At 64.1% G+C, this 23,767-nt stretch carries 23 protein-coding genes; 2 read left to right on the top strand and 21 right to left on the bottom strand.

Going from position 1 to position 23,767, the window contains the following annotated elements; genetic code table 11:
• Positions 1-3: 3 nt before the first annotated feature.
• The 20 genes from HWN72_RS26915 to HWN72_RS26820 all read right to left on the bottom strand — a co-directional run bounded on the left by HWN72_RS26915 (position 4) and on the right by HWN72_RS26820 (position 21,342).
• Positions 4-3,729: a conjugal transfer protein TraG N-terminal domain-containing protein gene (locus HWN72_RS26915; RefSeq protein WP_289357688.1), complete on the bottom strand. Its 3,726-nt coding sequence runs from the start codon at positions 3,727-3,729 to the stop codon at positions 4-6.
• Between the two features lies 1 nt (position 3,730).
• The gene (locus HWN72_RS26910; protein WP_069710252.1) at positions 3,731-5,152 is read right to left on the bottom strand and encodes a conjugal transfer protein TraH; all 1,422 of its coding nucleotides are present in this window, start codon (positions 5,150-5,152) and stop codon (positions 3,731-3,733) included.
• A 12-nt stretch (positions 5,153-5,164) separates the two neighbouring features.
• Entirely contained in the window at positions 5,165-5,629 is a 465-nt protein-coding gene (locus HWN72_RS26905) for a hypothetical protein (RefSeq protein ID WP_309141593.1), read from the bottom strand.
• A 134-nt stretch (positions 5,630-5,763) separates the two neighbouring features.
• Complete coding sequence (locus HWN72_RS26900) at positions 5,764-6,687, bottom strand: conjugal transfer protein TraF (RefSeq protein ID WP_375154547.1); 924 nt, start codon at positions 6,685-6,687, stop codon at positions 5,764-5,766.
• A complete protein-coding gene (locus HWN72_RS26895; RefSeq protein ID WP_069710157.1) occupies positions 6,684-7,259 on the bottom strand; it encodes a S26 family signal peptidase in 576 nt (191 codons plus the stop codon). Before HWN72_RS26895 ends, HWN72_RS26900 begins: the two co-directional genes overlap by 4 nt.
• Positions 7,231-7,827 carry a type-F conjugative transfer system pilin assembly protein TrbC gene (locus HWN72_RS26890; RefSeq protein ID WP_309141592.1) on the bottom strand — a complete coding sequence of 199 codons (597 nt, stop codon included), beginning with the start codon at positions 7,825-7,827 and terminating at the stop codon, positions 7,231-7,233. The genes HWN72_RS26895 and HWN72_RS26890 overlap by 29 nt, the downstream gene beginning before the upstream one ends.
• Before the next feature lie 298 nt (positions 7,828-8,125).
• Positions 8,126-9,217: a conjugal transfer protein TraN gene (gene traN / locus HWN72_RS26885; protein WP_069710156.1), complete on the bottom strand. Its 1,092-nt coding sequence runs from the start codon at positions 9,215-9,217 to the stop codon at positions 8,126-8,128.
• Positions 9,214-11,118, bottom strand: a complete 1,905-nt coding sequence (locus HWN72_RS26880; RefSeq protein WP_309141591.1) for a hypothetical protein — start codon at positions 11,116-11,118, stop codon at positions 9,214-9,216. Before HWN72_RS26880 ends, traN begins: the two co-directional genes overlap by 4 nt.
• Before the next feature lie 352 nt (positions 11,119-11,470).
• Entirely contained in the window at positions 11,471-12,424 is a 954-nt protein-coding gene (locus HWN72_RS26875; RefSeq protein ID WP_231958531.1) for a TraU family protein, read from the bottom strand.
• 65 nt (positions 12,425-12,489) lie between these two features.
• Complete coding sequence (locus HWN72_RS26870; protein WP_083274916.1) at positions 12,490-13,158, bottom strand: conjugal transfer protein TraW; 669 nt, start codon at positions 13,156-13,158, stop codon at positions 12,490-12,492.
• Positions 13,148-13,435, bottom strand: a complete 288-nt coding sequence (locus HWN72_RS26865) for a hypothetical protein (protein WP_069710153.1) — start codon at positions 13,433-13,435, stop codon at positions 13,148-13,150. Before HWN72_RS26865 ends, HWN72_RS26870 begins: the two co-directional genes overlap by 11 nt.
• Positions 13,432-13,779 carry a hypothetical protein gene (locus HWN72_RS26860; RefSeq protein ID WP_069710152.1) on the bottom strand — a complete coding sequence of 116 codons (348 nt, stop codon included), beginning with the start codon at positions 13,777-13,779 and terminating at the stop codon, positions 13,432-13,434. The genes HWN72_RS26865 and HWN72_RS26860 overlap by 4 nt, the downstream gene beginning before the upstream one ends.
• A complete protein-coding gene (locus HWN72_RS26855; protein WP_211151846.1) occupies positions 13,776-16,325 on the bottom strand; it encodes a TraC family protein in 2,550 nt (849 codons plus the stop codon). The genes HWN72_RS26860 and HWN72_RS26855 overlap by 4 nt, the downstream gene beginning before the upstream one ends.
• Positions 16,322-16,951 (bottom strand): TraV family lipoprotein, encoded by a 630-nt coding sequence (locus HWN72_RS26850; RefSeq protein ID WP_211151845.1) that lies wholly within the window; start codon positions 16,949-16,951, stop codon positions 16,322-16,324. The genes HWN72_RS26855 and HWN72_RS26850 overlap by 4 nt, the downstream gene beginning before the upstream one ends.
• The gene (locus HWN72_RS26845) at positions 16,948-18,207 is read right to left on the bottom strand and encodes a TraB/VirB10 family protein (protein WP_211151844.1); all 1,260 of its coding nucleotides are present in this window, start codon (positions 18,205-18,207) and stop codon (positions 16,948-16,950) included. Before HWN72_RS26845 ends, HWN72_RS26850 begins: the two co-directional genes overlap by 4 nt.
• Positions 18,204-19,016, bottom strand: a complete 813-nt coding sequence (locus tag HWN72_RS26840; RefSeq protein ID WP_211151843.1) for a type-F conjugative transfer system secretin TraK — start codon at positions 19,014-19,016, stop codon at positions 18,204-18,206. The genes HWN72_RS26845 and HWN72_RS26840 overlap by 4 nt, the downstream gene beginning before the upstream one ends.
• A complete protein-coding gene (locus tag HWN72_RS26835; protein WP_211151842.1) occupies positions 19,003-19,629 on the bottom strand; it encodes a TraE/TraK family type IV conjugative transfer system protein in 627 nt (208 codons plus the stop codon). The genes HWN72_RS26840 and HWN72_RS26835 overlap by 14 nt, the downstream gene beginning before the upstream one ends.
• Before the next feature lie 14 nt (positions 19,630-19,643).
• A complete protein-coding gene (locus HWN72_RS26830; RefSeq protein WP_069710147.1) occupies positions 19,644-19,910 on the bottom strand; it encodes a type IV conjugative transfer system protein TraL in 267 nt (88 codons plus the stop codon).
• A 130-nt stretch (positions 19,911-20,040) separates the two neighbouring features.
• The gene (locus HWN72_RS26825) at positions 20,041-20,355 is read right to left on the bottom strand and encodes a hypothetical protein (RefSeq protein ID WP_069710146.1); all 315 of its coding nucleotides are present in this window, start codon (positions 20,353-20,355) and stop codon (positions 20,041-20,043) included.
• Positions 20,356-20,541: 186 nt separating this feature from the next.
• Complete coding sequence (locus HWN72_RS26820) at positions 20,542-21,342, bottom strand: DsbC family protein (RefSeq protein WP_083274913.1); 801 nt, start codon at positions 21,340-21,342, stop codon at positions 20,542-20,544.
• Between the two features lie 704 nt (positions 21,343-22,046).
• On the opposite strand from HWN72_RS26820, the gene HWN72_RS26815 reads away from it, so the two are divergent.
• Positions 22,047-22,475: a transcriptional regulator gene (locus tag HWN72_RS26815; RefSeq protein ID WP_211151841.1), complete on the top strand. Its 429-nt coding sequence runs from the start codon at positions 22,047-22,049 to the stop codon at positions 22,473-22,475.
• 20 nt (positions 22,476-22,495) lie between these two features.
• Here HWN72_RS26815 and HWN72_RS26810 read toward each other — a convergent pair whose 3' ends face one another.
• On the bottom strand, positions 22,496-22,828 hold the full coding sequence (locus HWN72_RS26810) for a hypothetical protein (protein ID WP_211151840.1): 333 nt from the start codon (positions 22,826-22,828) through the stop codon (positions 22,496-22,498).
• A gap of 263 nt (positions 22,829-23,091) precedes the next feature.
• On the opposite strand from HWN72_RS26810, the gene HWN72_RS26805 reads away from it, so the two are divergent.
• The gene (locus tag HWN72_RS26805) at positions 23,092-23,709 is read left to right on the top strand and encodes a GntR family transcriptional regulator (RefSeq protein WP_211151839.1); all 618 of its coding nucleotides are present in this window, start codon (positions 23,092-23,094) and stop codon (positions 23,707-23,709) included.
• Positions 23,710-23,767: the final 58 nt, after the last annotated feature.

Here is a 23,767-nt window from a genome sequence, read left to right as displayed (position 1 = left end):
CGATCAGGGCTGCGTCTTGAACTCTGAATAGCCGTCAGCTGGGCTGCCATCGATATCATTCGAGAATCTTCCCGTGCTCAGCACGGAGTTCTGTTCCAGTGACGACAGGGGCCCGGTGACGTCGAATGTGGCTCGCCCATTTTTGGCGTCTTCAAGGTAGCGGTGCCTGAGGCCATTTCGTCCGAGGACCTGCTCTGAAAGATGCCCCGCAAACGTACCCGCCGGGTCTTGAGATCTCGCTGCTTTTCGTTCAGCAGTCGCGATTGCTGCGCGTACATCATAATTGAGGATATCGATGCTTGCTGTTGCAGCTTCGCTCGTTCCTCCGCGATCCGAACTTGTGAAGCCGAATGAGCCAGCGATTCCCCCGGTGGCGACGCTTCCACCCTTTGATTTTGAAGGTGGGGTTCCGCGTCGGGCATCGGCGGTGATTGTACCGCTGATTTCGGTCCCCATCGAGTTGCTTTCTTCTGCCGACCTTCGTAGCAACCTCGACCATCCCGTCTGGACCATGATCGCCTGGACATCGCGCTGGAGGGTGTCAGCCACCTGCGGTTTGAGGTGCCAGTTGCCCTTGCGATCCATCTCGAAACCGCCTTGCAGCCAATTGGCCATCGCTGCCTGACCTTCCTTCCCGCCGCCCATGAAATGCTCGATGGTATCGGGCCCGGCCTGCTTGCCGGCTTCGAAGTGCGTACTGGTGTCGCTTCTGGCTGACTGCTGGAAACCTGCGGAGCTCGATACGAGCAGGTCATTGTGCGCGAAGCTGAGCCGTGCGTGGCCGCCGTTCGCAATTGCGCCGAGCTGACTCTCGTTGATGAGGCCGCCCTTCCACATCTGCGCTGCGGTGCGCGGCGTCAGGTTGAACGCAAAGTCGCCGTTCTGGTCCAGGGCGATCTCGCGCTTGCTCATGTGGATGCCCGCCTTCTCCAGCAGTCCCTGCGCGCGTGTAAGACGCTCGGCATCGACGATCCTCGTCATGCGTTGGTTGCGTGCACGATCGGCAATACCGGTAGAGCCACCTTCGCTGATATCGACCTGATTGCCCGCGGTCTTCGACAAGGCTTGGATGAAACTGTCGAGCCGTGCTGCTTCTCGAACCGAAACACCTGCGGCTGCCGCACCTTGTGCAAAGCCGGCGTTATCAGACTGACGCCGCTGCTCGCCAATCCTGGCGGCAGAGCGGGTTCCCTCCAGACCGACCTCACGCTGGGCATCGAGCTTGCCTGCGCGCTCGGCAAAATCGTAGCCGGCAGCCTCGCGGGTGCGGCCGTAGATGCTCGTGCCTTCGCGCGCGGCCTCTGCGCCTGCACCATCGGCGGTCCCGAGACTGACCGCGGCATGGTAACGCTCGACCGCGCTTGTGACCTGCGCCTCATTGCGCCCGGTCGCGCGGGAGAGTTGGGAGATGGCGGTGGAGCGGGCCTCGCCGCTGAGCGCGTTGATGAAGCTGATGCGGCGGCTGGTTTCGTCCACCGACAAGCCGAGCATGGCGGCGGCGCCTCGCTGACCCTCGTTGCTGCCGGTGCGGTGGGCTTGCTCGGTTGCGACATTGGCTCGTTCGGCTTCGATTATACGGTTTCCGTCGTGGTCGCGCCGGCCCTCCATCGCGCCGACCTGGACCTGTGCAGCGGTTAAATCGTTGCGCATCATAACCTCGGCCTCGAAGCTGTTGGCGACGATCTTGCCGAAAGTCGGATCGGCGGCGGCGTCGCCAATGAGGCTGGCCGCCTTGAGCCTTGCATCGTCCGGGCTGTAGCCCGCGCGCTCGAAATGACGGGCAGTGTTCTGGAACATCATGTCGTAGGCACGTTCGTCGCCGAAGGCACGCCATTGGATCATACCTTGCGCGAAGGCCGCAAAGGCCCGCTCGCCGCTCTCGTCTTTCCCGAAATAGCGATGACCCAGATCACGCAGCGCGTCTTTCTCCGCGAATTGATGGATCGCCGCGGTCGCCGCATTAGCCCGGACGGCCTGTTGAACTGCGGGACTCGAAATATCGCCCTTCGCCAGAGCCGGCGACAGACCGCCAAGTTCCCGGCCTGCGTCGAGATCACCCAGGGACATGGCTCTTTGACCCGGGGCCGCAGGCTTCACTTCGCCCAGCATAGTGCCGGCAGCGCCGAAACTGCGGTTGGCAGCGAAAGTGCTTCGCTCACCAAAGTCGCCGAAGCCGGCCGACGATGCGCGGCGGTTCATCGTGCCGGCAGCCGCGCCCTGGGCTTCGAGCGCCGATGCGAAGCCCTCGCTTGTCGCAATCGGGGCGGCGGCATTGCCGGCCTGCGCGTGGATGCCCATCGAACCGGAGGTAAATGCGCTGAAGACATTTCCGGAGAAACGGAACACGGTAAAGACGAAGGCCCCGGCCAGACCTGCGCCGGCCGTGCGAAACGTACCGAAAACAGCGAGGGCTTTCTGTGCCGAGGAGGGGGCCAGGAGCCATGCATTGGCTCCGGCTGCCTGCCCCCGCATCTGGGCAAGCGCGTCCATCGCCCGGCCCAGCGTAAGCTGGTAGATCCCGGCGTCGATGACGCCCCACAGCGCGACGAATACAAAGAGACCGAGCGCAAAGCTTGCGACGCGCAGGCTGATCGGCGTCAGGATGAACAGCATCGCGATAGGAACCATGAACAGCATGATTGCGAAGACCACGGCGCGGATCGTCGGCAGCCACTCGTTGGCGACCGCCATGGTGGCGAGGCCATTCGACAGGACCGCGCGGTTGGCCATGACCCTGGCGGCGGCGGCCGGACTATCCTCGAAGAGTACATCGCCCAGAGAATTGGCGAGCAGGACATCGGCGAAAAGCGTCTGCATCGACATAGGCATGCCGGTCATCATGTCCCCCATGTCGCCAAGCTGGCTTCGGCAGCGCGTGAGCTGCGCGGCCTGACTGACGTCGAAGCCGGTCGCCGCGCAGACCTGCGCAGCATAGCCTTCGAACAGGCCGGTGTCGGACAGTCTGGTCGCAATATGCTGCCAGGCCTCCTCGCAGCTGACAGTGCTGCCGCCCTTGTCAGCGGCCGTGTAAACGGTCGAGAAGGTTGCAGGCCCCGCCATAGCAGCGAATGCGGCGGGCAGATCGGTTGTCGTGCGAAACAGCACGTCATCATCGACGCCGTAGGCCGGTGATACGCGTGCGACCGGATAGCACTGGCGCACATAGTCCTTGATCGTTGCATCGAGGAAGGTGTCGGTCATGGGGCCACGCGGTGAGACCGCGTTGAAGAACAGGTCGAAGGCATGGCCGCCGGCGCCAAATTCAATCTTCGCGGACGGGTCGAGGGTGTTGTCGTCGATGGTCTCGACGAGTGCGCGCTCGATGAGGTTGGTCGTCCCGGCGATGAGAACGATCAGGTTGGGGACGTCGCCAACGGGCTGGTAGGCATTGCGCACCCGGTCGTAGACATGGACCGTGCCCGTCGCCGCGATCATGCCGACGAAAAGTCCGATGCCGATCAGGATCTGGAGACCGAACGCGACAATGCCCATACCCTGACCACGAACGCTCGCCAGGACGGCTCCCAGCGCAATTCCGACCGTGGCGATGACGACGACAAGCGTCCCGTACCGCGCATCCGCAAAGATCATGGATGCCAGCCGGAAGGCATCGACCGTTTCGGCAAAGCCGCCGTAGGTATGAAAGCTCGCATCGACGGCATGGGCGGGAGAAGCCGCGGTGCCGATCAGACCACCTGCGCCGCAGAGGAAGTGGAAGTGGATTTTCACGCTAGCGCTGCCGGGATGACGTGGTGCCGGCCGCGTCCCGGGCATCGCGGTCGCGGCCCCGGACCAGGCCGGCGTAGTTCGCCGAGAGGTTCGCCGAACCCAGCGAGGCCAGGTAGGACTGGCGCATCTGCGCGCGCTGGCGCAGCACTTCCTCGCGCAGGTCGCGCAGTTGCTCGATACCCTTGCCGAGGATGCGTGTCTGGCAGATGCCCGTTGCCGCGGCATCCGAGGAGCCCGCCGCGAGGGTACCGCGCTCGGCATTGGCGAGCGCGTAGTCGATCGATCGCGTGAGATCATTGAGCATCTGATAGGCGAGGGTCAGCGCGACAAGTTCGTCCGTGTCCGCGATCACCGAACCCGTGACGCCCTGCCGCACGCCCCACTCCAGCATGCGATAGACGGGGAGAGTTCGCACGTTGGCGACGAACTGGCGCTCTTCGCTGGTTAAGGTACTCCGGCCGCGGATCTTGTCCGAGATCGCTTCCATGCGGGTACGTGCAAGCGCGAGAGCGCCGCCGCCGGTTTCAGTCGAGCAGTCAGCAGCCGTGGCCGGGATATTGAGAGCGCGGCGCTGTACGCGCCCGGCGAGAAAGTCGTCGGGGGACTCGGTATCCTGGTGCGGGCAGGCGGGAATGGCCGAAAACAGGGGCACCTTGTCGGCATCGTTCCAGCGCATGTAGACATCACCCACCCGCGCACGCATGACCTCGGTCCAGTCGGATGCGCCGACACGCGCGGCAGCATGCGACAGCAGCGATCCGGTCCGGAAAATGTCGGTGACCTCGGGCGGGCAGTTCTCCAGCGCCTCCTTCAGGTCCTCGGTCGGGTTGTTGTTGTTCGCCTGGATTTTCTCGCGGCTCTGCTGGTAGCTAGTGGCGTAGCCCTGCTTGACCGAGCGGTAGCCAGTCATCTCCTCGATGATCCCGGACATGTTGTCGTCGCCCTTGGCGATCTGCACCATGCGGTTGGCCAGGCGGCAGTCGTTGACCTGGATGGAGTTCAGGTAATTGGTGGCGGCTTCCATCTTCGAGATGATGTTGCCCATCTTCTCGTCGAGCGTCTCCAGCAGGTACTGGAATGCGACCGCGGGAGCGGCCTGAAGGATGCTCTCGAGTTTCTCGACTAGGTATTCGGGATCGAGGAAGGACATGCCGCCAAGGAACATGTCGATGCCGCCGCAACCCGCCTTAACCTTGGGGAGGCTGAGCGACATGAGGTAGTCATTGTGGACATCGACGCGGCCCGACATGCCCCCCGCTGTGAGATAGCCACGGGTCTGGTCCTCGAAGCTGCCTGGCGAGGTGTAAGTCACGTTGTCGAACCAGGTCTCTGCCCAGCTTTGCGCGTGGGCCGGTACCGCGAAGAGCAGGGCTATGCTCGAGCTCGTGACTGAAAGAGCCGGCAGGCGGGACAAGGCAGGCATGGCATGCATCCTTCAGGGGTTGCGGGGGAGGGCTCGGGGGGCGCCGGTGCGGCCTGGCGCGACGATACCAGTGAACTTCGACATGGCCCTGACCGCCACGGCGGGCCGTGCGCCGGAGAGCATCTTGATGGCGAGATAGGCGTTACGGGCAAGATTAGGTGCGTGGTCGGTCCCGATCGCGATCGGGATCATGCGCTGCGGGTTGGCGGCATCGCGGACCCAGGCGACCGGATGGCCGATCCATGGAAGACCAAGCCGTCCCGAGCGCACCATGCCTTCTTCGGCTGGCAGAACGGCTATGCGAATGGCGTATTGCCGGTGCAGCGCATTCAGCTGAGACCACAGGTCCGCGCAGGGCAGGCACCCGGGCGTGGTGGTCATCTCCAGCACGGCGGCCCGGTCAGAACTGCGCAGAGTTTCAGGCAGATCGGCGGGAAAGTCGCGGGTCCGGGGAACTCTTGCAAGCCAGGCCTGCATGGCCGCAGCATTCTCCACAGGGTGTATTGCGGCAGCTGCGGCAGAGCTCCCTGGAGCCGGCTGCGCCGCCAAGGGCGCCATGAAGCTAAGCGAGGAGCATCCGGCGATGACCACGCCGGTCCATGCCGGCCGCATCATGGTCGGCCTCCCGGGACACTGCCCAGACCCGCGAGCCCCAAGGCTTCAGGATCGCTGGCTGCGACCGGGCCATTGGCCAGGGCATCGAAGAAGCCTCCCTCCTGACCGGGACCGGTCATGAACTGTTCGGGCCGGATGTCACCGGTGAGGAGACGAACCGCCTGGTAGGCCATCTGCTTGAGGGTGGGATAGGCCTCGACGCCGCTCGCGATGACCATGCGTTGCTGGCTTGAACGGCGGATGATCATCGTCGTCGGCGTCATCTCGACACCGAAGCGATTGCCAAGCTCGGGTCGCCGATCAAGGTCTATCAGCGTCACCTGCCAGCCAATTTCATCCTGGAACCGCTGGACGATCGGCCACTGCACCCGGCAGTAGCCGCAGGAGGTGCGGCTGAACATGACGAGTGCGAACTCACCGGCATGGGCGCGCAGATAGCTGGCCCGGGTCGCATCCTTGTAGGCGCTCAGCTGGTCGCGCGCGTCGCCGACCATGGGATTGGACGACTTTGAATTGAGTTCGGGGTGCTGCAGCATGGCCAGCTGGGTCACGCCCGCGAACGCGCGGGCCTTGCGCCGTGCAAAATCCTCCAACCGCCAGAAATCGGCTACTGCGTCGACCGTGAGGACTGTTGCTGCGTAGTCGCGCTGAGCCTCGATGAGCTTGCGGATCCTGGGCGGGGTCCAGGTCGCGAGCTCGGTCATCGGCGGGACGATCGGCTTTCTGATCGGCTCGGCGACCGGATCTGGATCCTCGCCTTTGGGAGGGGTTTGGTACCACCAGTATCCTTGCCTGGTCTGGGAGGCCGCAGCCCCGATGGAACCTGGCGCGACTGAACTCTGCGCCGCAGCAGCCTGCGCAGTTGCAGCATGGAGTGCAGCAATCGCGGCAGCGGCCAATGCCAGGAAGTGGGCTTTCACAGCACGCGCTCCATCCGTGTGAGGCGCTCGATAAGCACGGGGCCATAGTATCGGCTGTCGAAGCCGTCGGCATGGCGCGATCCCACGAAGATCGTTCCCTCGGGCACTACGCCGTCTGCGGGACGATAAGACGTCAGCCGCTGCCCCGCCCGTCCATGCGGCTTGCTGACGGCGATCAGACTGCCATTGCAGTAGAACCGTCCGTACCGCGCGCCCGTCGTTGCCGACGGGCGTTCGATCATGACCAGGCGATCGCCCGGCATGCACAGGGCATATTTTGTGACGGAAACCGGGAGAGGCCCGGCGAGGGGGTGGGAGAGCATGAACGAGACAAGATCGCCGCGCCGGATCGTCCCTGGCCGTGCGCGCACTGCCCATGCGTCGATCGAGGGGCTCATGACCCAAGTGACCTGGGGTATGGCCCACCAAGTCGCGAGCGCCGTTGGGAGCACGAGGGCCTGGGCGAGCATCAGCCTGCCCGGTTTCTCTCCCAGCGCCGTTGCTGCCTGCCGGGCGCAGCATGCAAGCTGCGAGGCGGCAAGTCTACCGCCGATCAAGGCGAGCCTGAGCATCGCGAACCTCCTCCTGTCCACCAAGGCGTGCATATTCCTCAAGCAGCCCCGAGAGCGAAGCATCACCTGAGATTAGGTGGGCACTTGTCGGGCTTTCGTCCTCGCGCTCGCAGTAGGCCCGCGCCGGGTCGCCCGGGATCATGGCAAGGGCGGGGACGCGCGTGACGCCATGCGCGCGAAAGGCGATCGGATCGACGATGACCTGCACATTGCGCATCGCACATGCCGGACCTTCGCAGCCGGGATCGATCCTCAGGACCTGCGCGGACAGTCGGGCCATCGGCGCCACTTTCGATAAGCCACCCGGCATCCCGCGAAAGGCAAGGACACCGCCGACCTTCTCGAGCTGGGCAGCATAGGCGCGCAGCGTGGCAACGGGCATCGAGGAGGATACGAAAAGAACGACGACGTGCCCCTTTGCCGGAGCGGGGATTGCGCCTTTCGCCAGCGCCGCAGTGTCCGGCGGTGTGAGGCCAAGGGCCTGCCCTAGACGGGCGGCCATCACTTCTCGTTCGCGCTCCATCGCCTCACGCGCGGCGTCGAACGCGGATTTGCTTCGCCTCTCCATTGCGTGATCAGCCTTCCGTGAATGCAGGGCTTCGGTGACCTCACGGTTCTGTCGGCCGCCGGGTGTCGGTAGCTCAGGAATTGTCGTGTGGCCCGTGTTATGCCTATTGCCGTCGACGGCATGCTGCAAGCGATCGAGCGCAGCATTGCTCTCACTTCCGATCGCGGCACTGGCCCCCGGCGGGGCCGCTTCCATTGGTGCAGCGGCGGCTTTGCCCGTGCCGTCCTGTGCGACCGAGGGGGAAAGCGTGCACAGCGAAGGAAGGGTGCAGGCGAGCAGCATCGCCATTCTGCTCGCGTCAGTTCGTCGCGGTTTGAAGGTACGCATCGACCCGCTCCTTCATGTCGATCTGGATTTCGCTCTGGGTGCGCGCCTCGATGTTCGCGTAGTATTCGGAGAGGTCCATCTTCGAGAAATCGAGCGCCTGGAATTCCTCGGCCGTGAAGCCCCGGCAGTAAGGCTGCCTGGGCGTCCCCCACCCTTGCGCGTTGAAGGCCGCAAGCTGTGGCCGGCCCTGCTCCTGGATGATGCGGCCGAGCTTGGTGTTGAAACAGCAGTGCCCGCGCGAGCGCTGCACGCAGATGCCAAGGATCCTAGAGCTGCAGTAACTGCCGACCTCGTGGCACATGTCCGAGCCGCGCAGCATGCCCGTTTCCATGTCCTGCTGGTCGCAGCCCTGCAGCAGCACCTCGATCATGAAGTTGATCGCAAGGCTGATTGCGATCGAGGTCGGATCGATGCCGGCGATGATCGCATTGGCGCCAGATGTTGCAGCTTGGCCGGCCGTCGCCCCTGCCTTGAAAGCGGTGTAGGCCGCCTTCATTCCGGTGAACACACCTTTGGCGACGGCGATCTTGGTCGAGAGCGAGGTGATCGACGAGCCCATGCCGTCCTTGACGATCCTGCCCTTGTCCGCGCAGCAGTTGGAGAAGGTCGTCTTGAGGCCGGCAGGGCGGCAGCGCGTGGCGCGCCCTGAGAAGATTTCGATCGAAGCCGTGCAGTTGCCGTCGGCATCCACGCTGCCATCGGCCGGTGTTCCGGGATCGTCGATCACCGGCTCGTCCTCGAGAGGGTTCACCTCGGTGTCGATGCAGGCATTGGGCGAGCAGCTGGGTTGGCCGCCGTTTGCCGGGGCAGCACAGGCGAAGCGGGCGCCGAGCGGACAAGCATAGGAGCCCGTATCATCCTGCGTGCAGGTGACCTGCTGGATCGGGCATTGCGCCCCGCCGCCTGCCATTGCCGTGCAGGCGGCGAACTCCCCGGCACTTGCAGCCTCTCCATCCCCGTCGAGATCGACGGCGCAGACCTGATGCGCGCTTGCCGGCGGGGTGAAAACCGCAAGCAGGCAGATAGCGAGCACGCTGCGACGAAGGGACCGGGCCAGCCTCATGGCGCGCTGCTCGTGCAGACCATATCGGCGCTGGCGAGCCTTACCGACTGCATCATCACGACCGCTTCGGGGAAATCATCGAGGCACCCGCAGTCGCTGACGATCTCTTCGCCGGATCCGAGCGGGCAGACATTCTGCGCCGAGCATGAATGGTAGAAAGTGTCCCAGCCTGCCGGTTTATTGAGCAGCGCGCCGGTGACCCCGGTGGGCGTGGCGGCGGTGCTGGCTCCCGGTGCCCTGGTCTTGCAGACCGGTTCGCAGGCTGCGACCGTGCCGCGATCGGGCAGCTGGAACGCCCGCGTTGTGGAGACGGTGCCGCCATCGGCCGCCCTTGTCCGGTCGGCCAGCAGGGTCTCGGTCGAATGGTCGATGATGTAGGCGCCGCGGGACAAGTCAGGTGCTGTCATCGCCGAAGTGTCGGTGACGCAGGCGTATTGTCGCTCGCGATTGAAGAAGTCGCGGGAGATTGACATCGCGCAGCGATCGGCGCCGAATGTGCGGGTCTGGGGCAGGGGCCTGAGCCCTGTGGCGACCGCGTTGCGGAAGGTCTCGACGCCATCGACCGTCTCGCTCGAAAGCGTGCACTGGCTCTGCGCCGCATAGCCGGCGCACTGGTCGACGACGCGTTCGGCAAGCGTGCAGCTGTCGTCCACCTCAACATGGAGCTGCGCGAAGGCTTCGCCGCTATCGGCGACGGCGGCGCGCAGCCAGACCTCGTGGTCACCTTCTGTAAGATAGGAGATGATGTCGAGGTTCGGCGAGGCCTGGTAGGTCGCCTTCTTCTCGCACTTGCCCGGAGGCAGGCCCGTGGTTGTCCATGGCGACGGGCCGGAACCCAGCAGTGTACCGTCGATCCGGACCTGCACCCAGTCATCGGCAAAATAGCGCACGAGCCGGGCGGCGGTTATGCGGCTTGCCTGGCTCACATGCAGCGTCATGCGAAAGTCGAAGAGCGTGCAGGACCCGCCCTTCAGGCTGTCGTCGGTGGGCGATCCCATCAGGAAGTCGATCGCGCCCGTGCCTGTACGCACCTCGGAGTATCCGCCCGACGTACGGCTTATGACATCGTCGATGGACGGATCGGCAATTGTGACCTCGCGGGTGATCGCGCACGAGCGCATCTGCTGTGCCTTGCCGGCGCCTGCACCAGAAGCGGCAAGCGACTGGAAAATGCTGCTGCCGGTCGAAGCGTTTGCTGCGTCGGCCTGGATGGTCGCCGGATTGGCGCGGTAGGAGACCTGCGCAATCGCGGGGTCGTCCGCGCATGCGGTGGCCTCAGCGCCGACATAGCGGATGAGCGGGCCATTGACTTGTGTCTGGGCTACTCCGACGCGCGGGTCGGACGTGGTGAGCGCGCCGATCATGCCGCCGCCCAAATCCTTCAGGACATCGTCGAGGTTGCCCCATACCAGATTGGCGCCGCAGCTGTTGTTGACGCAGTAGCAGCCGGCAAGCTCAGGCATCGCCACCTCGGCAAGGCTGAGTGCGCGCCCCGCATCCGCGGTCCAGGCGAGATAGTGGCACTGGGTCCAGGTGCCCGGCTCGCAGGACACGACACCGTTCGCGCAAATCCCCGAGATGGGCCGGGAAATCGTGCCCGAGCGATCGAGACTGCCGTCGAGATTGGTGTCCTGCGAGAGTGTTATGCTGGTGATGTCGCCGGTGCTGCCGGGCTGGATCAGGACCTCGAGCAGGCTTGCGGTCTTCTGGCAGGCGATCGCGGGCGTGAAGGTCCGGCTCTGGTCGATGGTGGAGATGGCCTCTCCGCTCAGGCCCGGTGTCAGGTAGTTGCCGCGAAGGGCGTCGCTCGAGCCGGTCCGCTGCTGCGTTGCCGTCGCCGCTGCCCGGGCACGGTCTTCGACTGTCTGCGCCCGGCTTTGCGGAGCGGCAAAGGTCAGCACGCAGGCCGCGAGTAAACAACGCCCTGCCATGCGTAGGGCCGTTTCGCGCGCGGCGGATCGGTAGGCATGTTCTGAGCCGCCACCTCGGCGATCATACACCGTGCGGCGCTGCCTCTCGCGTTCGCTGCGTTTCCCGAGTGTCAGCGCGGCCGCCTGCCAGGAGCCTGCCGGGGGGCGGGCCGGCATCTGGCGGTTGGGCTTGGCGGCCGCGCTGACGGGTGGCGGGACGGCGCCCCTGGGGAGGCCGGGCGCCGTCCCGTTCCCGCACTGCCGATGCCGGACGTCCGCATGCGTGGCGGGCATGCCTCGCGCGCCGGCACCGGTCGGTGCGGGAAAGGGCAGGGGTGATCGCTCAGGGCGCCGTGATACCGGCACAGCAGATCACCTTTTCGAAAAGCATGAACTGGGCGTTGTCCTGGCCCGGGGCATGCTTGGAGGAGGACCAAAGGGCGCCCGGGCGGCCGATGTTGACGCAGGCACCGGCCTTGACCGGCTCCATCAGCTGGTACTTGTAGCGCGACTTGGTCCAGATCGGCGCTGCCTTGAAGGCGCAGCCGTCCGCAGTGCTGATGGTCGCGGCGCCAAGCCTGCCCATCATGTAGGTGCCGCGCGCGGCAAGCCCTGCCCAGGCCTCGACGGAATCGTCGAAATGGATGTCACCGGCGAGCGGGTAGGCGGAGCCCCAGCTACCCATGCACCAGAACAGGGGGTCGATGACCTTGCCGGCCGCCGCCGCCGCACTGTCGGCCATGCAGGCAAGGCCGGCCGCGGGATTGCCGAAAAGGATGGCCTCGGGCTGGATGATTGCACCCAGCGTCGCCGACTGCCAGGTCGGCAACAGCTCGGTCATCATCGCTACGTCGAACCCGTCGTCCTCCAGGCAAGGCAGGTCGGTGAACATGTCAAGCATCGCCCAGACCGGGGCGATGTAGTAATGCATCTGCGCGAACATCTTGCGCGTATTGGTCCCGTCCGCGATCGATGACTGGCTGCCCTGAAGCCGGCCGTGGGTGGGCATGATGTCGGCGCCCAGCGCCATCATGCAGCCCGGCTCGGTCACCACGTCGATCATTCGGCTTGGCGACCAGAAGCTGACCTTGACGCCGAACCAGAAGGTGGCGCCCTTGCGGCAGGCACAGAGCGGCTTCGAGGACGACTGGGCGTCGAGTTCCTTGGAGAGCTTGTCGAAAGTGCCGATCCTCACCCCGCCGATGGTGATCGGAAAGACGCAGGTCCAGCGCACTTTCGTGATCGGGTTGAAGACCGTCCCGGCAGGGCAAGAGGATGCATGGGCAAGCGGCGGCATCGTCGGTGTCAGCCAGAGCGCGACCAGGATTGCGCATACCAATGCTATGCGGACAAGCCAGCGCGTCATGTCGCGGGTCCGCGCTTGAGGGCCACCTCGGTGAGTTCGAGGCTCTTGCCGACCTGGCGGACGATGACCGGGGCGACGGCCAGGGCAAGCCTGTCCTTGACCCGTTCCTCGAGGATGAAGAGCGGGCGTCCGGCAGTCTCGGCCAGACGAATGGGATCGCCATTGATGGCACCGACATCACCGGCGGGGGATGCAAGCAGGATCCAGTCTGTAGGCGCTGCGGTGCGGAGCGCCCATGCAAGATCGCGCGGATGGACGATCACGAGCTTCTGCGGCAGCGTGACATAAGTGAGTGGGTTGAAGGTGAAGCCGCGGGGATAGAGCACGCGCCCATCTGGCAGCGTGATGTCCATGTCGAGCGTATGGAACGGCACGAGGCTGCGCACCTTCGATACGCTCGCGGTTGCCAGCTGCGCCGAATGCATCGAGGTCCAGGTGCTGCGCGGGCCGAACTTCTGGCCAAGATCGGGCGGAAGCGCAGAAGTTTTGTGCTCGATCTCTGCAAGCGCATCGGGCTCCGCGATCGGCCAGCTCCGTCCGATGGTCGAGGTCGCGCCCTGGGCGTTGGTCGGGAGGGTTCCAACGAGGATACCGGGAAGAAAAGCGGCGATTTTAGCCAGCTTTCGCGCAAACGGCTCCGAGATCATCGGTCGATCACCGCTCATCGTAAGTGGCCTCGATATCGGTCTGGCGGGCCGGTTGGCGCGGACGATGGCGACCACAGGGGCGACTGGAAGGCTGGCCGGCGAGCGCTGCTGCAAGACAGGCGCCCGAAATGAGTGCCAGCAGCATGACAGCCAGCTGCAATGCATCGACGGACGTGACCGATCCGCGCGCCAGCGCGACAAGAACGAGCCCGGCCTGAATGAGCAGAAGAAGGTAGCCGCCAAGCAGGAGCCGTATGGCCGCAGGCTCGGGGTTGGGGCCGAGCAGCCCCCTCATGATCTGCCCCGGCCACGCAGGCGCGAGAGGCCGTGGCCGGCAAGCGCAGAGAGACCGACGAGCAGGATGCCGCCCAGCAGACAGCCGATACCGACCACCAGAGCGTTGCGCACGACAAGGGTGGGCGGATGGCCGAGCAGGAGGCCTGCAATCAGCACGAGGGCGCTCAGCATGACGGCCTCGATCATGACCAGTCGCAGGCGCCAGTGGACGGCTTCATTTTCCGCGCGGATCGCGACGCGCGCCTCTACCATGCGTTCCAGGATCGGGTCGCCGGACAAGTCGAGGGCGAACTGGTCGCCGCCCGCGGCCCTGCGCGGCTTTCGCTTCGAATCTGCCATCATGATGTCTCCATGCCGGTGCGGGGCTCGCCCAGGATTTCTGCAGGATCGACGCCGGCAAGCTCGCAGACGGCCTCGAGGGGCGAGCGTCCTGCGCGCAGGCGCGCTTCGAAGGCGGCGACCTCCTCCGGGGCGCTTGTGTTGATCCAGTAGGAAAAGGGGTCGACGACGAGACGGGCGATGCCGAGACCCAGCGGAGAGTCGATGAAGACTTCCGAGTAGTGCGGTTTGGAATTGCGCACCGACTTCAGGAGGTCGAGCACGAAACCCGAATAGTCGAGGATCTTGTTTTCGACTGCCTTGTGGTATGTCGAGCCTTGCAGGAGGAAGCGCGTTGCCGCGTTTTCGAGAATGACCTGGCCGGTGCCGCCGAACAGCAGCAGATCGTTCATGGACTGCAGGACGATGCCGAAGCTGCCCTGGTACTTGCGGGCGCGGCGATAGCCCTGGCCGAAGGCCTCGGCGAGGCGCGAGAGGTCCTGCCCATCGGTTTTGGTCATGAACTGCGCGGCCTCGTCGCACAGCACGAAGCGCGGGCGATCGCGGGCCGAGAGGTAGAGTTCCTGGGTGACCGCGTTCACCACCACCATGACGATGACGTTGAAGAGGTCGGGCATGGCCTTGAGGCGCTCGAGTTCGAGCACCACGAACTCGTCACGCGAGATGTCGAGGGTCGAGGGGCCATTGAAGAAATGGCCGTAGGCGCCGTCCGATCCGAAATCTCGAAGATTGAAGGCAAGCTCGCGCGCTGCGGGAATGAGATGCTCGACGCTGTCGATAGGGCTGTGGACAAGCTCTGGATAGGCTGCGAGCCACCTGCGGACAGCGTCGATCCCGTCCTCGGCACGGCCGCTGTCGATCGTCCACTGGACAGCCGATTTCAGGAGATTCCACTGGGAGGTCGTGACGCCCTTGCGGGTCGCTGCATTGGCCATCTCGGCGACGATCGCGACCGCCATCGAGATCGCGGACTGCTTGTCCTCGCCATCGAGCGCGAACCCCATGTCGAAGGGGTTGAGAACGATCCGCTCCTCGCCGATGTCGATGTAGCGGCCCGAGCACAGGGTGCACAGCTTGCGGTAGCTGCCGCCGATATCGATGATCCGGATGAGCGCGCCTTGCGCATAGTACTGCTGGCACAGGTTGTTGAGGAGGAAGCTCTTGCCCGCTCCGCTTTCGGCCGAGACGATGAAATTGTAGTTGTTGATGCGCGGATCGAAGAGATCGAGCGTGACGAGCTGGCCCTTGCGCCCGGCATAGAGCAGGGCGGGGCGGCCACCGCCGCGAAAATCGGTCTGGACGGGTGCCATCAGCACGGCGGCCTTGACCGGCATGCGAAAGTCGCGCTCGAGCATGCGCAGCGTCTTGTTGTCGGGATAGAGCCCGAACGGCAGGCTCATCGGCAGGAGCACCGGGTTGAGGTAGCTTTCCTCCTGCATCATGAAGGGCAGGGGTTCAGCCTCCCACAGGCGCTTGGCGCGTGCGGCCATGTCACGCGCATGGCCGGCGTCCCGGCCGAAGACCCACAAAGTGGGAATGATGCGCACGAACTTGCTGTTGCCCGCCTCGTCGAGCACCCAACCGATCTCTTCGATCTGCTTGCCGACCTCGACGGCGAAGCTGCCTGCGGCCTTCTGTGCCGACAGCACTTGCGCCCGCTTGTGGATTTCGAACGCCGAATGATCGAACAGGACATTGAGGGTGTAAAGGAATGGGCCACCGATCTGGTCGCTGTCCTCCGATGCGCCGCGCATGCCGCCGGTCAGCCTGTTCGCGCGTTCCGCGGAAATTCGGCGGGCAGGGGACTTGGGCGTGAGGCAGCGCGCGACCTGGCCGCCCAGGTGAACCTCGGGTCCGTCGAAGAGCAGGTCGGGTCCGGCATCGATGATCTGGCGCCGGATGGGCGGCACGCCACCACTGAACCCGGCGCTGGCCCCCGCGCGGCTACCGGCGCTGCGAGCGAAAGCGCCGGGCGCGGCGCGGTAGACACCGTTGAACACGCGCCGGTAGAAGGCAACGGTCTCCTCGGGAGCAAGCCGGCGGATGCCAAGCTTGTCGAGCTGCTCCTCGATCTGGCGCCTCAGGTCGCTCGCCATCGGCGCGCGCGTTTTGACCGACAGGATCGTGCGAAAGTTGCGCAGCGGGATACCGTGCAGGGCATGGAGACCATGGCGCCCGTCACTGAGATACTGCGCAGTGCGCCTCGCCGAGGCCTGGATCAGCGGATCGGGACGCGACTTGAGATCGAGAAAGGCGTCGAGCGCATTCTCGATCAGGGGATCGGCGAAAGTATGCAGTTGGAGCACAGTGCCGGGGCCGAAGTGGACATTGAGCAGGCCGAGGAGTGCCTGGTGCACATGGGCGAACATGTAGGCCGAAGGCACCAGCTCCCAGGCGTAGCCAAAGCCATCGTCGATGCACAGGAACGCCTCTTCGGTCTCGTCCCACGCAACGAGCGGGATGAAGTCCGAGAAACGATCGCGCGAGACGCTCTGGCGCAGCCGCGCATATGTGAGGCCGCCTCCGCCCCGGGTGCCGAATGACTTCATGGCAGCGCCCCTCCCAGCACGGTTGCCGGCTTAGGGGGTTCGTCATTCGCTCTCTCGTGCACCTGGCCCAGCACCGGAGCCTGGCCGGCCTGTGAGGCAGGCCTCACGAGGTAGCCGCCGACCACCCAGCCGGGCGCGTCGAGGATCGAATAGACGAAACGGGGCATGTAGAGCCGGTCCGGGCGCTGGCGATCGGCATAAGGCATGACAAGCGTGCGCACCGTGCGCGGCGCTTTCAGCATCGGTGTGACCGGAGCTTCGATCAGTCCTTGCATTTCCCGATAGACACTGTCGCGATAGCCGGCAAAGGCGGTGGTCACGGTCTCGTTGCCGCGGCGCGGGTTACTTGTCTTGCGCCCTGTCGCCAGGTTTCCATTCTTCAGCAGCTGCCTGTCACGGGTCACGGCAGGATCGGAATGCGATGTCCGTTCGGCGACTGCATCGGCATAGGCCTGGTCGGGGTGAATGCACTGGCCGTGATCCGGGTTCTTGCAGCTGAACGTCTCCGAATAGGGAGAAAGCAGTGAACCGATGGTGGTGCATGCCCCCAGGCAGCAGCTGGCGGATGCAAGGAAAACGCCTGCAAGGAGAGGGCGGGCGAGGAGAGGGCGGTTCGAGAGCCTCACAGCTTGCCTCCGACGGTTGGCTTGATTTCGAGGCCGACGCCTTCCTGGATGACGACGACCACCTCCTTTGCGGCGCCGACCTCTACGACCGGACCGGCCTGCCGGGCGAGGTCGAGATAGAAATCGGTAAGCTTGTCGGAGGATTTGGAGAGGCCGCCGGACAGACCGGATTTCATCGCATCGCCGGCATCGAGCTTGCGCACGGTACCGAGAGCCGAAGTCGAGGTATTGCCAAAGGTGTTCTCGACGCTCTGCGAGATGCCGCTGATCGTGCCGGCAATGAATGTGCGCGCGAGCGCGGCTCCGGCCCGCGTCACGACTTTGCCTGATAGGCCCTTCTTGCCATCGGCGTCGACGAAGAAGCCCTTCACCGGCTGATCCACGACAGAGCGTTCTTCAAAGTCGATGCAGCTAAGCGTCACGAGTTGCACCTCGACGCGCTCCTTGGCGAGACTGCCGGTCGCATTGCCGATGACGAAGCATCCCGAGAGGTTGGCCTTGACGTCATTGGGCAGGACGGCCGGTGCCTGGACGCGCGCGATAATAGGCTCGGGGTTCGATGTCGCGTCCCGGCTGGCGAGCGCGTCGATCCCAGTCAACAGCCGCGCTTTCATGAAACCAGGCGGCAAATAGATCATCCGATTCTTTTTTTTCGAATCCGGGCCCGCTCCCTCCTTGGGCACGAGAGGGATCGTCGCTTGGCCGATGCCGCCGACGACCTTCTCGACCGGAGGTGCGGGCGGCGCGGCCGGCGCCGTGGGCAGGGCGGGCGGAGGAGGTATGCCCTGGTCGAGGCCGTCGAGATCGGCGGGCGGTGCGGGAAAACCGGGTAGCGCGGGCGGGAGGCCCTCGCCATCGCTCGGGCCGTTGCCGCTCGGGGTTGGACCTCCAGGAGCCTTGCCTTCCTCGATCGCGGTGACCCGGTCGCCCAGCATCTGCTGGCCGTCGAGAACCTTCTTGAGATCGCCGCGCAGCTTCTCTTCCAGGCTGTCGCCGCGAAGACCGGCCCCCATGTCGAGCTTGGTCGCGGCGGGGGCAGAGACGACCGGAACCTCGCTTCGGCTGGCAGCGTAGAGGCCGCCACCCAGAACACCGACGAAGACAAGTATAGCTGCCTGTTTCGCGCGAAGCTTATGCGTTGAAGACAGTGCATCCCATCTTGCGCGCAAGGCCTCGCGGGCTGGGGCGCTGCGGCTTTCGGGATTTGGGAGCGACGTTTCGGGTCCAATGGCATCGCGCTCGTTTGGTCCGGTCATTCTCCGGCTCCCCTGCGCACGACGATGAGGCGGGCGGTGGCTCCGGCATCCAGGGCGATGCGATCGAGTGTGACGGCAAAGATGTTGGCGCCAAGCCGGCTGTCGAGAAACGCCCGTTCGTCGAGCGTCTGGGCCCCGCCACCCGAGATCAGATACTCGCTGGCGGATAATCCGGCGCCGTCAATCGAGAGGCGCTTGCGTTCGAGAAGGAGGGTGCCGGGCAGGCCCGCGAGCGTGATGTCACGCGCTTCGGGCGCGACTTCGGAAAAGCTCGCGGGCACCATGTCGCGAAGGAGTGCCAGGGTGATCGAGACTGCGCGCTCCTCCTCAACCAGAGGGCCTAGAAGATCGGCATTTGCCCGGGCGCGCTGGTCTGCGCCTGGCAGCAGCGAAACCGTCTGCGCAGGGATGTCGGAAGGCTCGGCGTAGAGTGCGTAGACCGAACCGTTGCAGCGCACGAAGAATTCCGAAGGGGCCGTGGCATAAGTGCGGGTGGGGACGTATTCGCTCTCCACCTCGCGCACGAGGAACTTGACCCAGGCGTCCCCGCCGCTGCGCTCGACGGCGATACCCTTCTCTGCGGAGAACCTGACCTCCTCGATTTCGCCGCCGCTGCACACGATGTGGTTGACGTCATGGTTCGAGAGGCGGATCGCGCTGGTCTGGTCCGGTACCACGGAGATCGTCTGGGCCGAGGCTTGGGTGCTCGTCGCCAGAAGCGGTGCCGCAAGCGCTAGGGTGTACCTCGATGCGGGCCAGCCTGAGCGGAGCAGGGGATTGCGCGCGCGAACGGTCCTACTGGTGCGCATCGAAGTTCTCCTCTTTGAGCGAGGTCAGCCAGAAGCGCCCTGCCTCGACGGCAAAGCCGATTTTCAGCGTGCCGCGGAACTTGCGGATGACGCCGCCGATGACGCGCACTTTCTCGACCGGCACGGCGATACTGCTGGAAGTCAGAAGCACGGGCTGATCGGGCCGGATGTAGGTAGCGATCGACAGCGTGGGATTGCCCGAGAGTTCGTCGAGAATTGCATTGAGGCTGTCCCGCAGGCTGCCGAATGCAGACGGGTGCGTGATGGCGAGCAATTCCTGGAACTGCCGGTCCGCCGAGTAGGCCGTATAGGTTCCGGCGAGACTGACGATGTTGCGCGTCATGCTGCGCAGGTATTGCGGCGAAGGCTTGTCGCCGGTTACGTAGAGATCGCCGCCGGCGCCGAAGGGAACGACCACGGTTCGCTGGTTCCGGTTCGCGCTGTAGATCACAATGCCGAGGACCGCGGTGATCCCGAAAAGCCCCAGAACCGCGAACTTGAGCAGGCGGTTCTCCTCGAAAAGGTTCGATGAGCCCTGAAGGTAGCGATGGATCCCCCAGCTGGCGGGCTTGCCGGCCAGCGGGTCAGGGCGGCGAGGGGCTGCCTGCTCCATGATTTTGTCCCCGCTCACTCGAAGAACCGCCGCTGGGTAGGGCCGGGGTAGCCTCGAAAGGAGACAAGTCCCCAGCGCCAGGCGAGATGCGGAATGAAGCCGCGGGGCTTGGTCCGCTTCCAGGGTATGAAAAGGAGAAGAGCCGCGATGAGCGTCCAGCCGATCACTCCTCCGACAATGACGGCAACGAAGATGGTCGACATGACCAGCACGAACTCGTCCGAACCGAACCAGAGAATCTGGACGGGGCGGTGAAGGTACTGGGGCAGGCGTTCATCCACGGCTCTTCTCCTCCTGCTTCACAGACAGCCCGGCCGGGCCGGGTGTCGGTTATCCGGGCTGTTGCCCGGCTCGGAGGGCACGGTCTCACGCGCGGACTGAGCGTCGTTGCGCGAGGCTGTGCCCGATTGCTCAGATCACCATTCCGAAGGTCTGCAGAATGGTGTCGGATTTGATGAGGCACACCGCCGCGACGATCGTCGGGATGCCGACCATGATGTTGGAAAACAGCCGCGATACGCCGAAGAGGAAGGCAGCGACCCCGGCGACGAAGCCGAGCGGCCCCTTGACCCCCTGATTCACGACGATGTCGTAGATGTCGTAGCCCAGGTCGCCGGCCGCCGGGGCCGTAAAGGCCTGCGCGGCGCCCGCGATCGTGAGAGCGAGGAGCAGCGGTATGCCAACGTCGGCGCAGGTGAGAAGGCGCTTTGCAGTGATGGACCTCATGGTCTGTACTCCAGTCCTGTTGGGGAGCCGTCCGGCTGGAAGCCGGTTGTCGTGGACATTCATCCAGGGCAGCCGGCGGCGGCGCAGGACAGCTCCCCGGGAAGGGGCGCGGCCGCCTGAAACTCATGCCTTCGATGTCAGAGGTGCCGGGGCGGGGCGATTGCTTCCGCCTCTGGGCGAGGCGCCTCAGGGAGAATGGCTTGCCGGCTCCGCCTCGAGCGTGGCCTTGGGTTTGGAGAGAAACTCGTCCAGTTCGGCCTGCTGAAAACCCGAAATCAACCGGCCGTCCACGATCAGCGTCGGCGTTGCAGCTATGCCCATCTTGCCGACCTCCTCGCTGTTCTTCGCGACACGCGCGTGACCCTCGGGGCAGGTCCGCAAGGGGCCTGGTACCGAGCCGGCATAAATGCGTTCGAACTCTGCTGCAGGGTCCGGTGAGCACAGGATGTGCTCCGCCTTCGCCGCCGCGTGGGGATGGATGCCGCTCACGAAGTAGATCAGCCGCCGCACCGGTTTGCCTTCAGCCTCCTTTGCGGCCCAGAACTTGTCGAGGGCGCGGCAGAATGGGCAGTCGGGATCGGTAAACTCGATGACCGTAGGCGCGTCCGCTGGGCCGATGGCAAGAGCGCCCTTCGGGTCGAGCGTGCCGATCCGCCGCCGCGCGCTGGCGTCCTGAGCAAGGGCAGTGAGATTAACGCCGTTCTTGTCGTACACCGCGGCAAACAGGATCATGTCGCTTTCGGGGGCGTAGTAGACGACCTTGCCGCCCGCGATGGCCTGATAGATCGGCCCCGTAACTGGTGCCGGGCCGAAGTCCTCGAAGCGCAGGTTCGTGAAAGTCTGCTGCAATCTGCGTTGCGCGGTGTCTGCTAGCGCGGAGATATCGCGGTGTGACGCACCGTCCTGCCCTACGGCTGGTACAACGCACGAAATTGTGCTGAATATTGTAGCATTCAGACAGACTATGTACTTGCTGACAGTTCTCATCGCCTATGCTTTCCAAGTTTGTTTTGAATGGGCTTATCCAGAAGAGAATGATCCAGGTGCACATGGCCTGCCGCCGCCATGGTTTCGCTACGCGGCAGCGCATCCCATGACCCAGGGCCTTGCTGCCGAACAACGAACTGGTCCGCCGCCCACTCCACTCGCTGAAAACGAGGATGGGGGAGCGGAGTGGGTCTGTCCTGCCCTGCGCAAGCGAGTAGCTCGACCGCGGATACGAGAAGGGGCATTGCGGGCAATGTCCTGAGTATCGATCCCATACTGGCCTCCTTGGCGGAAGAGCGGAGAGTGTCTTGCAGGTTTCCCTGGAGATCGCCGAGCGCGGCGCCACTCAGGAATTCAACATGGGAATGGTGCCTATGGTCAGGAGCGACAATCAAGCGGGGAGGTCCTGAGCCTGCCGCCAGAGGCACTGCGGCAGCCTCATACGGCATTCCTGAGACCGCAACGAGTACTGGGCGCCCAGACGCGAACTGGATCGTTCGCTTTCCTGTCTTAAAAGAGTTCGCCAAGCGGCCGTGCCTGGTGAGAGCATTGCCGAAACCAAATGGATTCGGAAATGCCGCGAGCGCCTATGGTTTGCATCTCAGATTGAGAAGAATTCCCTTTGACGACTGTCCGGACTGAAATCACTCTGTAAGGAAATATGCGCGGGAGAGCTCACACCGGATTTATGAGGAGGGTAGTGCATGCCTGCACTGAGTAAAGTTGTCGCGCCGGTGCCCGAACGTTTGGAGCAAGTGAGACAGGTGTCAGGGCGTTTGATCGAAGAGCGAAGGAAGCACTCACATATTACTCAGCGCCAACTTTCCATCAGTACGGGAATAGGGGTTCGGTGGTTGCGGGAGATAGAAGCAGGCAATCCCTGTTCCACATTCGACAACCATCTGCGCTGCGCATTCGCGCTTGGCCTTGGAGCATCGCATCTATTCGTACCGCTGCTCTTCATGGAGCACGAGGTGAAGTTTCCTCTCGCACTGCTTCTCGATGATCCCGGTGATCTCGACGAGCACTGCATCGCCAGCATTGGCGACTACTATGTGGCATCTGTCGCGCGTCAACTGCGCCCCGGCCCTGCCACTGCGCGCAGCCCGGTCATCGACCTCGAAGGGCCGTAAGCAAATGCGGCGTCATGCTATCAGATGGTCGGTGTGGGGCTCATTCCTTGACTGACGATGACCAGGAACCGCCAGCCAATGGACCTTCGCGAGATTCCTTGCGCCTTGAACATGGTGAGCTGTGCCGCCTGTTGCTGGCAGAACAGGCGCTCATTACGAAAATCTTCGATGGCAATCAGCTCGCGAGTCCGCGATGGGAGATTCTTCTCGATCTGTACCTTGCGGCTTTGGAAGGCCGGGCGCTTTATCAGTCGGCCTTGGTCTCCCAGCTTTCTCCCGCGGCTTCTCATCGCCTGGCCGCGACTCTTGAGCGACAAGACCTTGTTGAACGCGGGCACGACGAAGCGGATCATCGCAGAACACTGGTTTCACTTCGCCCTCGAGCCATGACAGCAATGGATCATCTTCTTGACGATCTGCACAGGCGCGGGGCAAGCTTTCGGTCAACAGGTCAGTGATTTGCCGTGTGTGCTTGAGCCAGAACGACATTCGGATCGCTGCCGGCAAAGGTCTCCCGTTTGTGCGGGAGCACTCGGGTCCGCTGCATCAATGGGCCACGTATGAATTGCATCGTCACGTCGCTGCCTCTTGATCTGGAGGACTGACCTTGGCACCATTGGCCATCGCAACCGACCGCGTATACACGCAGCTGCGTTCAGACATACTGCGTGGTTTGTATCGTCCTGGTAGCGAGATCGTCATTACTCGGATCGCACGCGATTTCGACGTCAGCATCGCTCCCGTACGAGACAGTGTGAACCGTCTGGTTGGAGAGCGGCTGCTTCTTACCGGTACCCAGATCGGGTACATGCTGCCGGATATTACCCCTGCTTCATTACGAGATCTTTATCTCTGGCACGAGCATTTGATGAAGCTTGCGTTGGCGCGCCGGCCGCTGACGATGCGGTCCATAGCGTTTGATAGCGAGTCCGTGATTGAATCTCCGGAATCCTATGCGGCGACGGCGGAGATGTTCTTCTCAGACCTCTGCTTTCCAGCACCGAATCGCCATCTCGAACATGCGATTGCAACGGCAGGCGAAAGCTTGCGGCGGGTGCGACTAAAGGAAATCGACCACCTTCCGCGTGCGGCCGAGGAACTCGCCGTACTCCTCGATCTCGCGACGGGGGAAGATCATCGCCGGCTTTCCGCCGCCATCTCGTCGTATCATCGCCGCCGGTTGCAGCAGGTCCGCTTGTTGACGCTCGCTGTTGGGGGAACCTTGGACGTGTGACGTGCGGGTAGACGTACACGTTAACGAAGACGAGAGCTTATAACCTTCGGTATATGCA

This window comes from Novosphingobium sp. HR1a, assembly GCF_015594425.1.
Classification (GTDB): Bacteria; Pseudomonadota; Alphaproteobacteria; order Sphingomonadales; family Sphingomonadaceae; genus Novosphingobium; species Novosphingobium resinovorum_A.
This window is presented reverse-complemented; position numbering and strand designations above follow the sequence as displayed.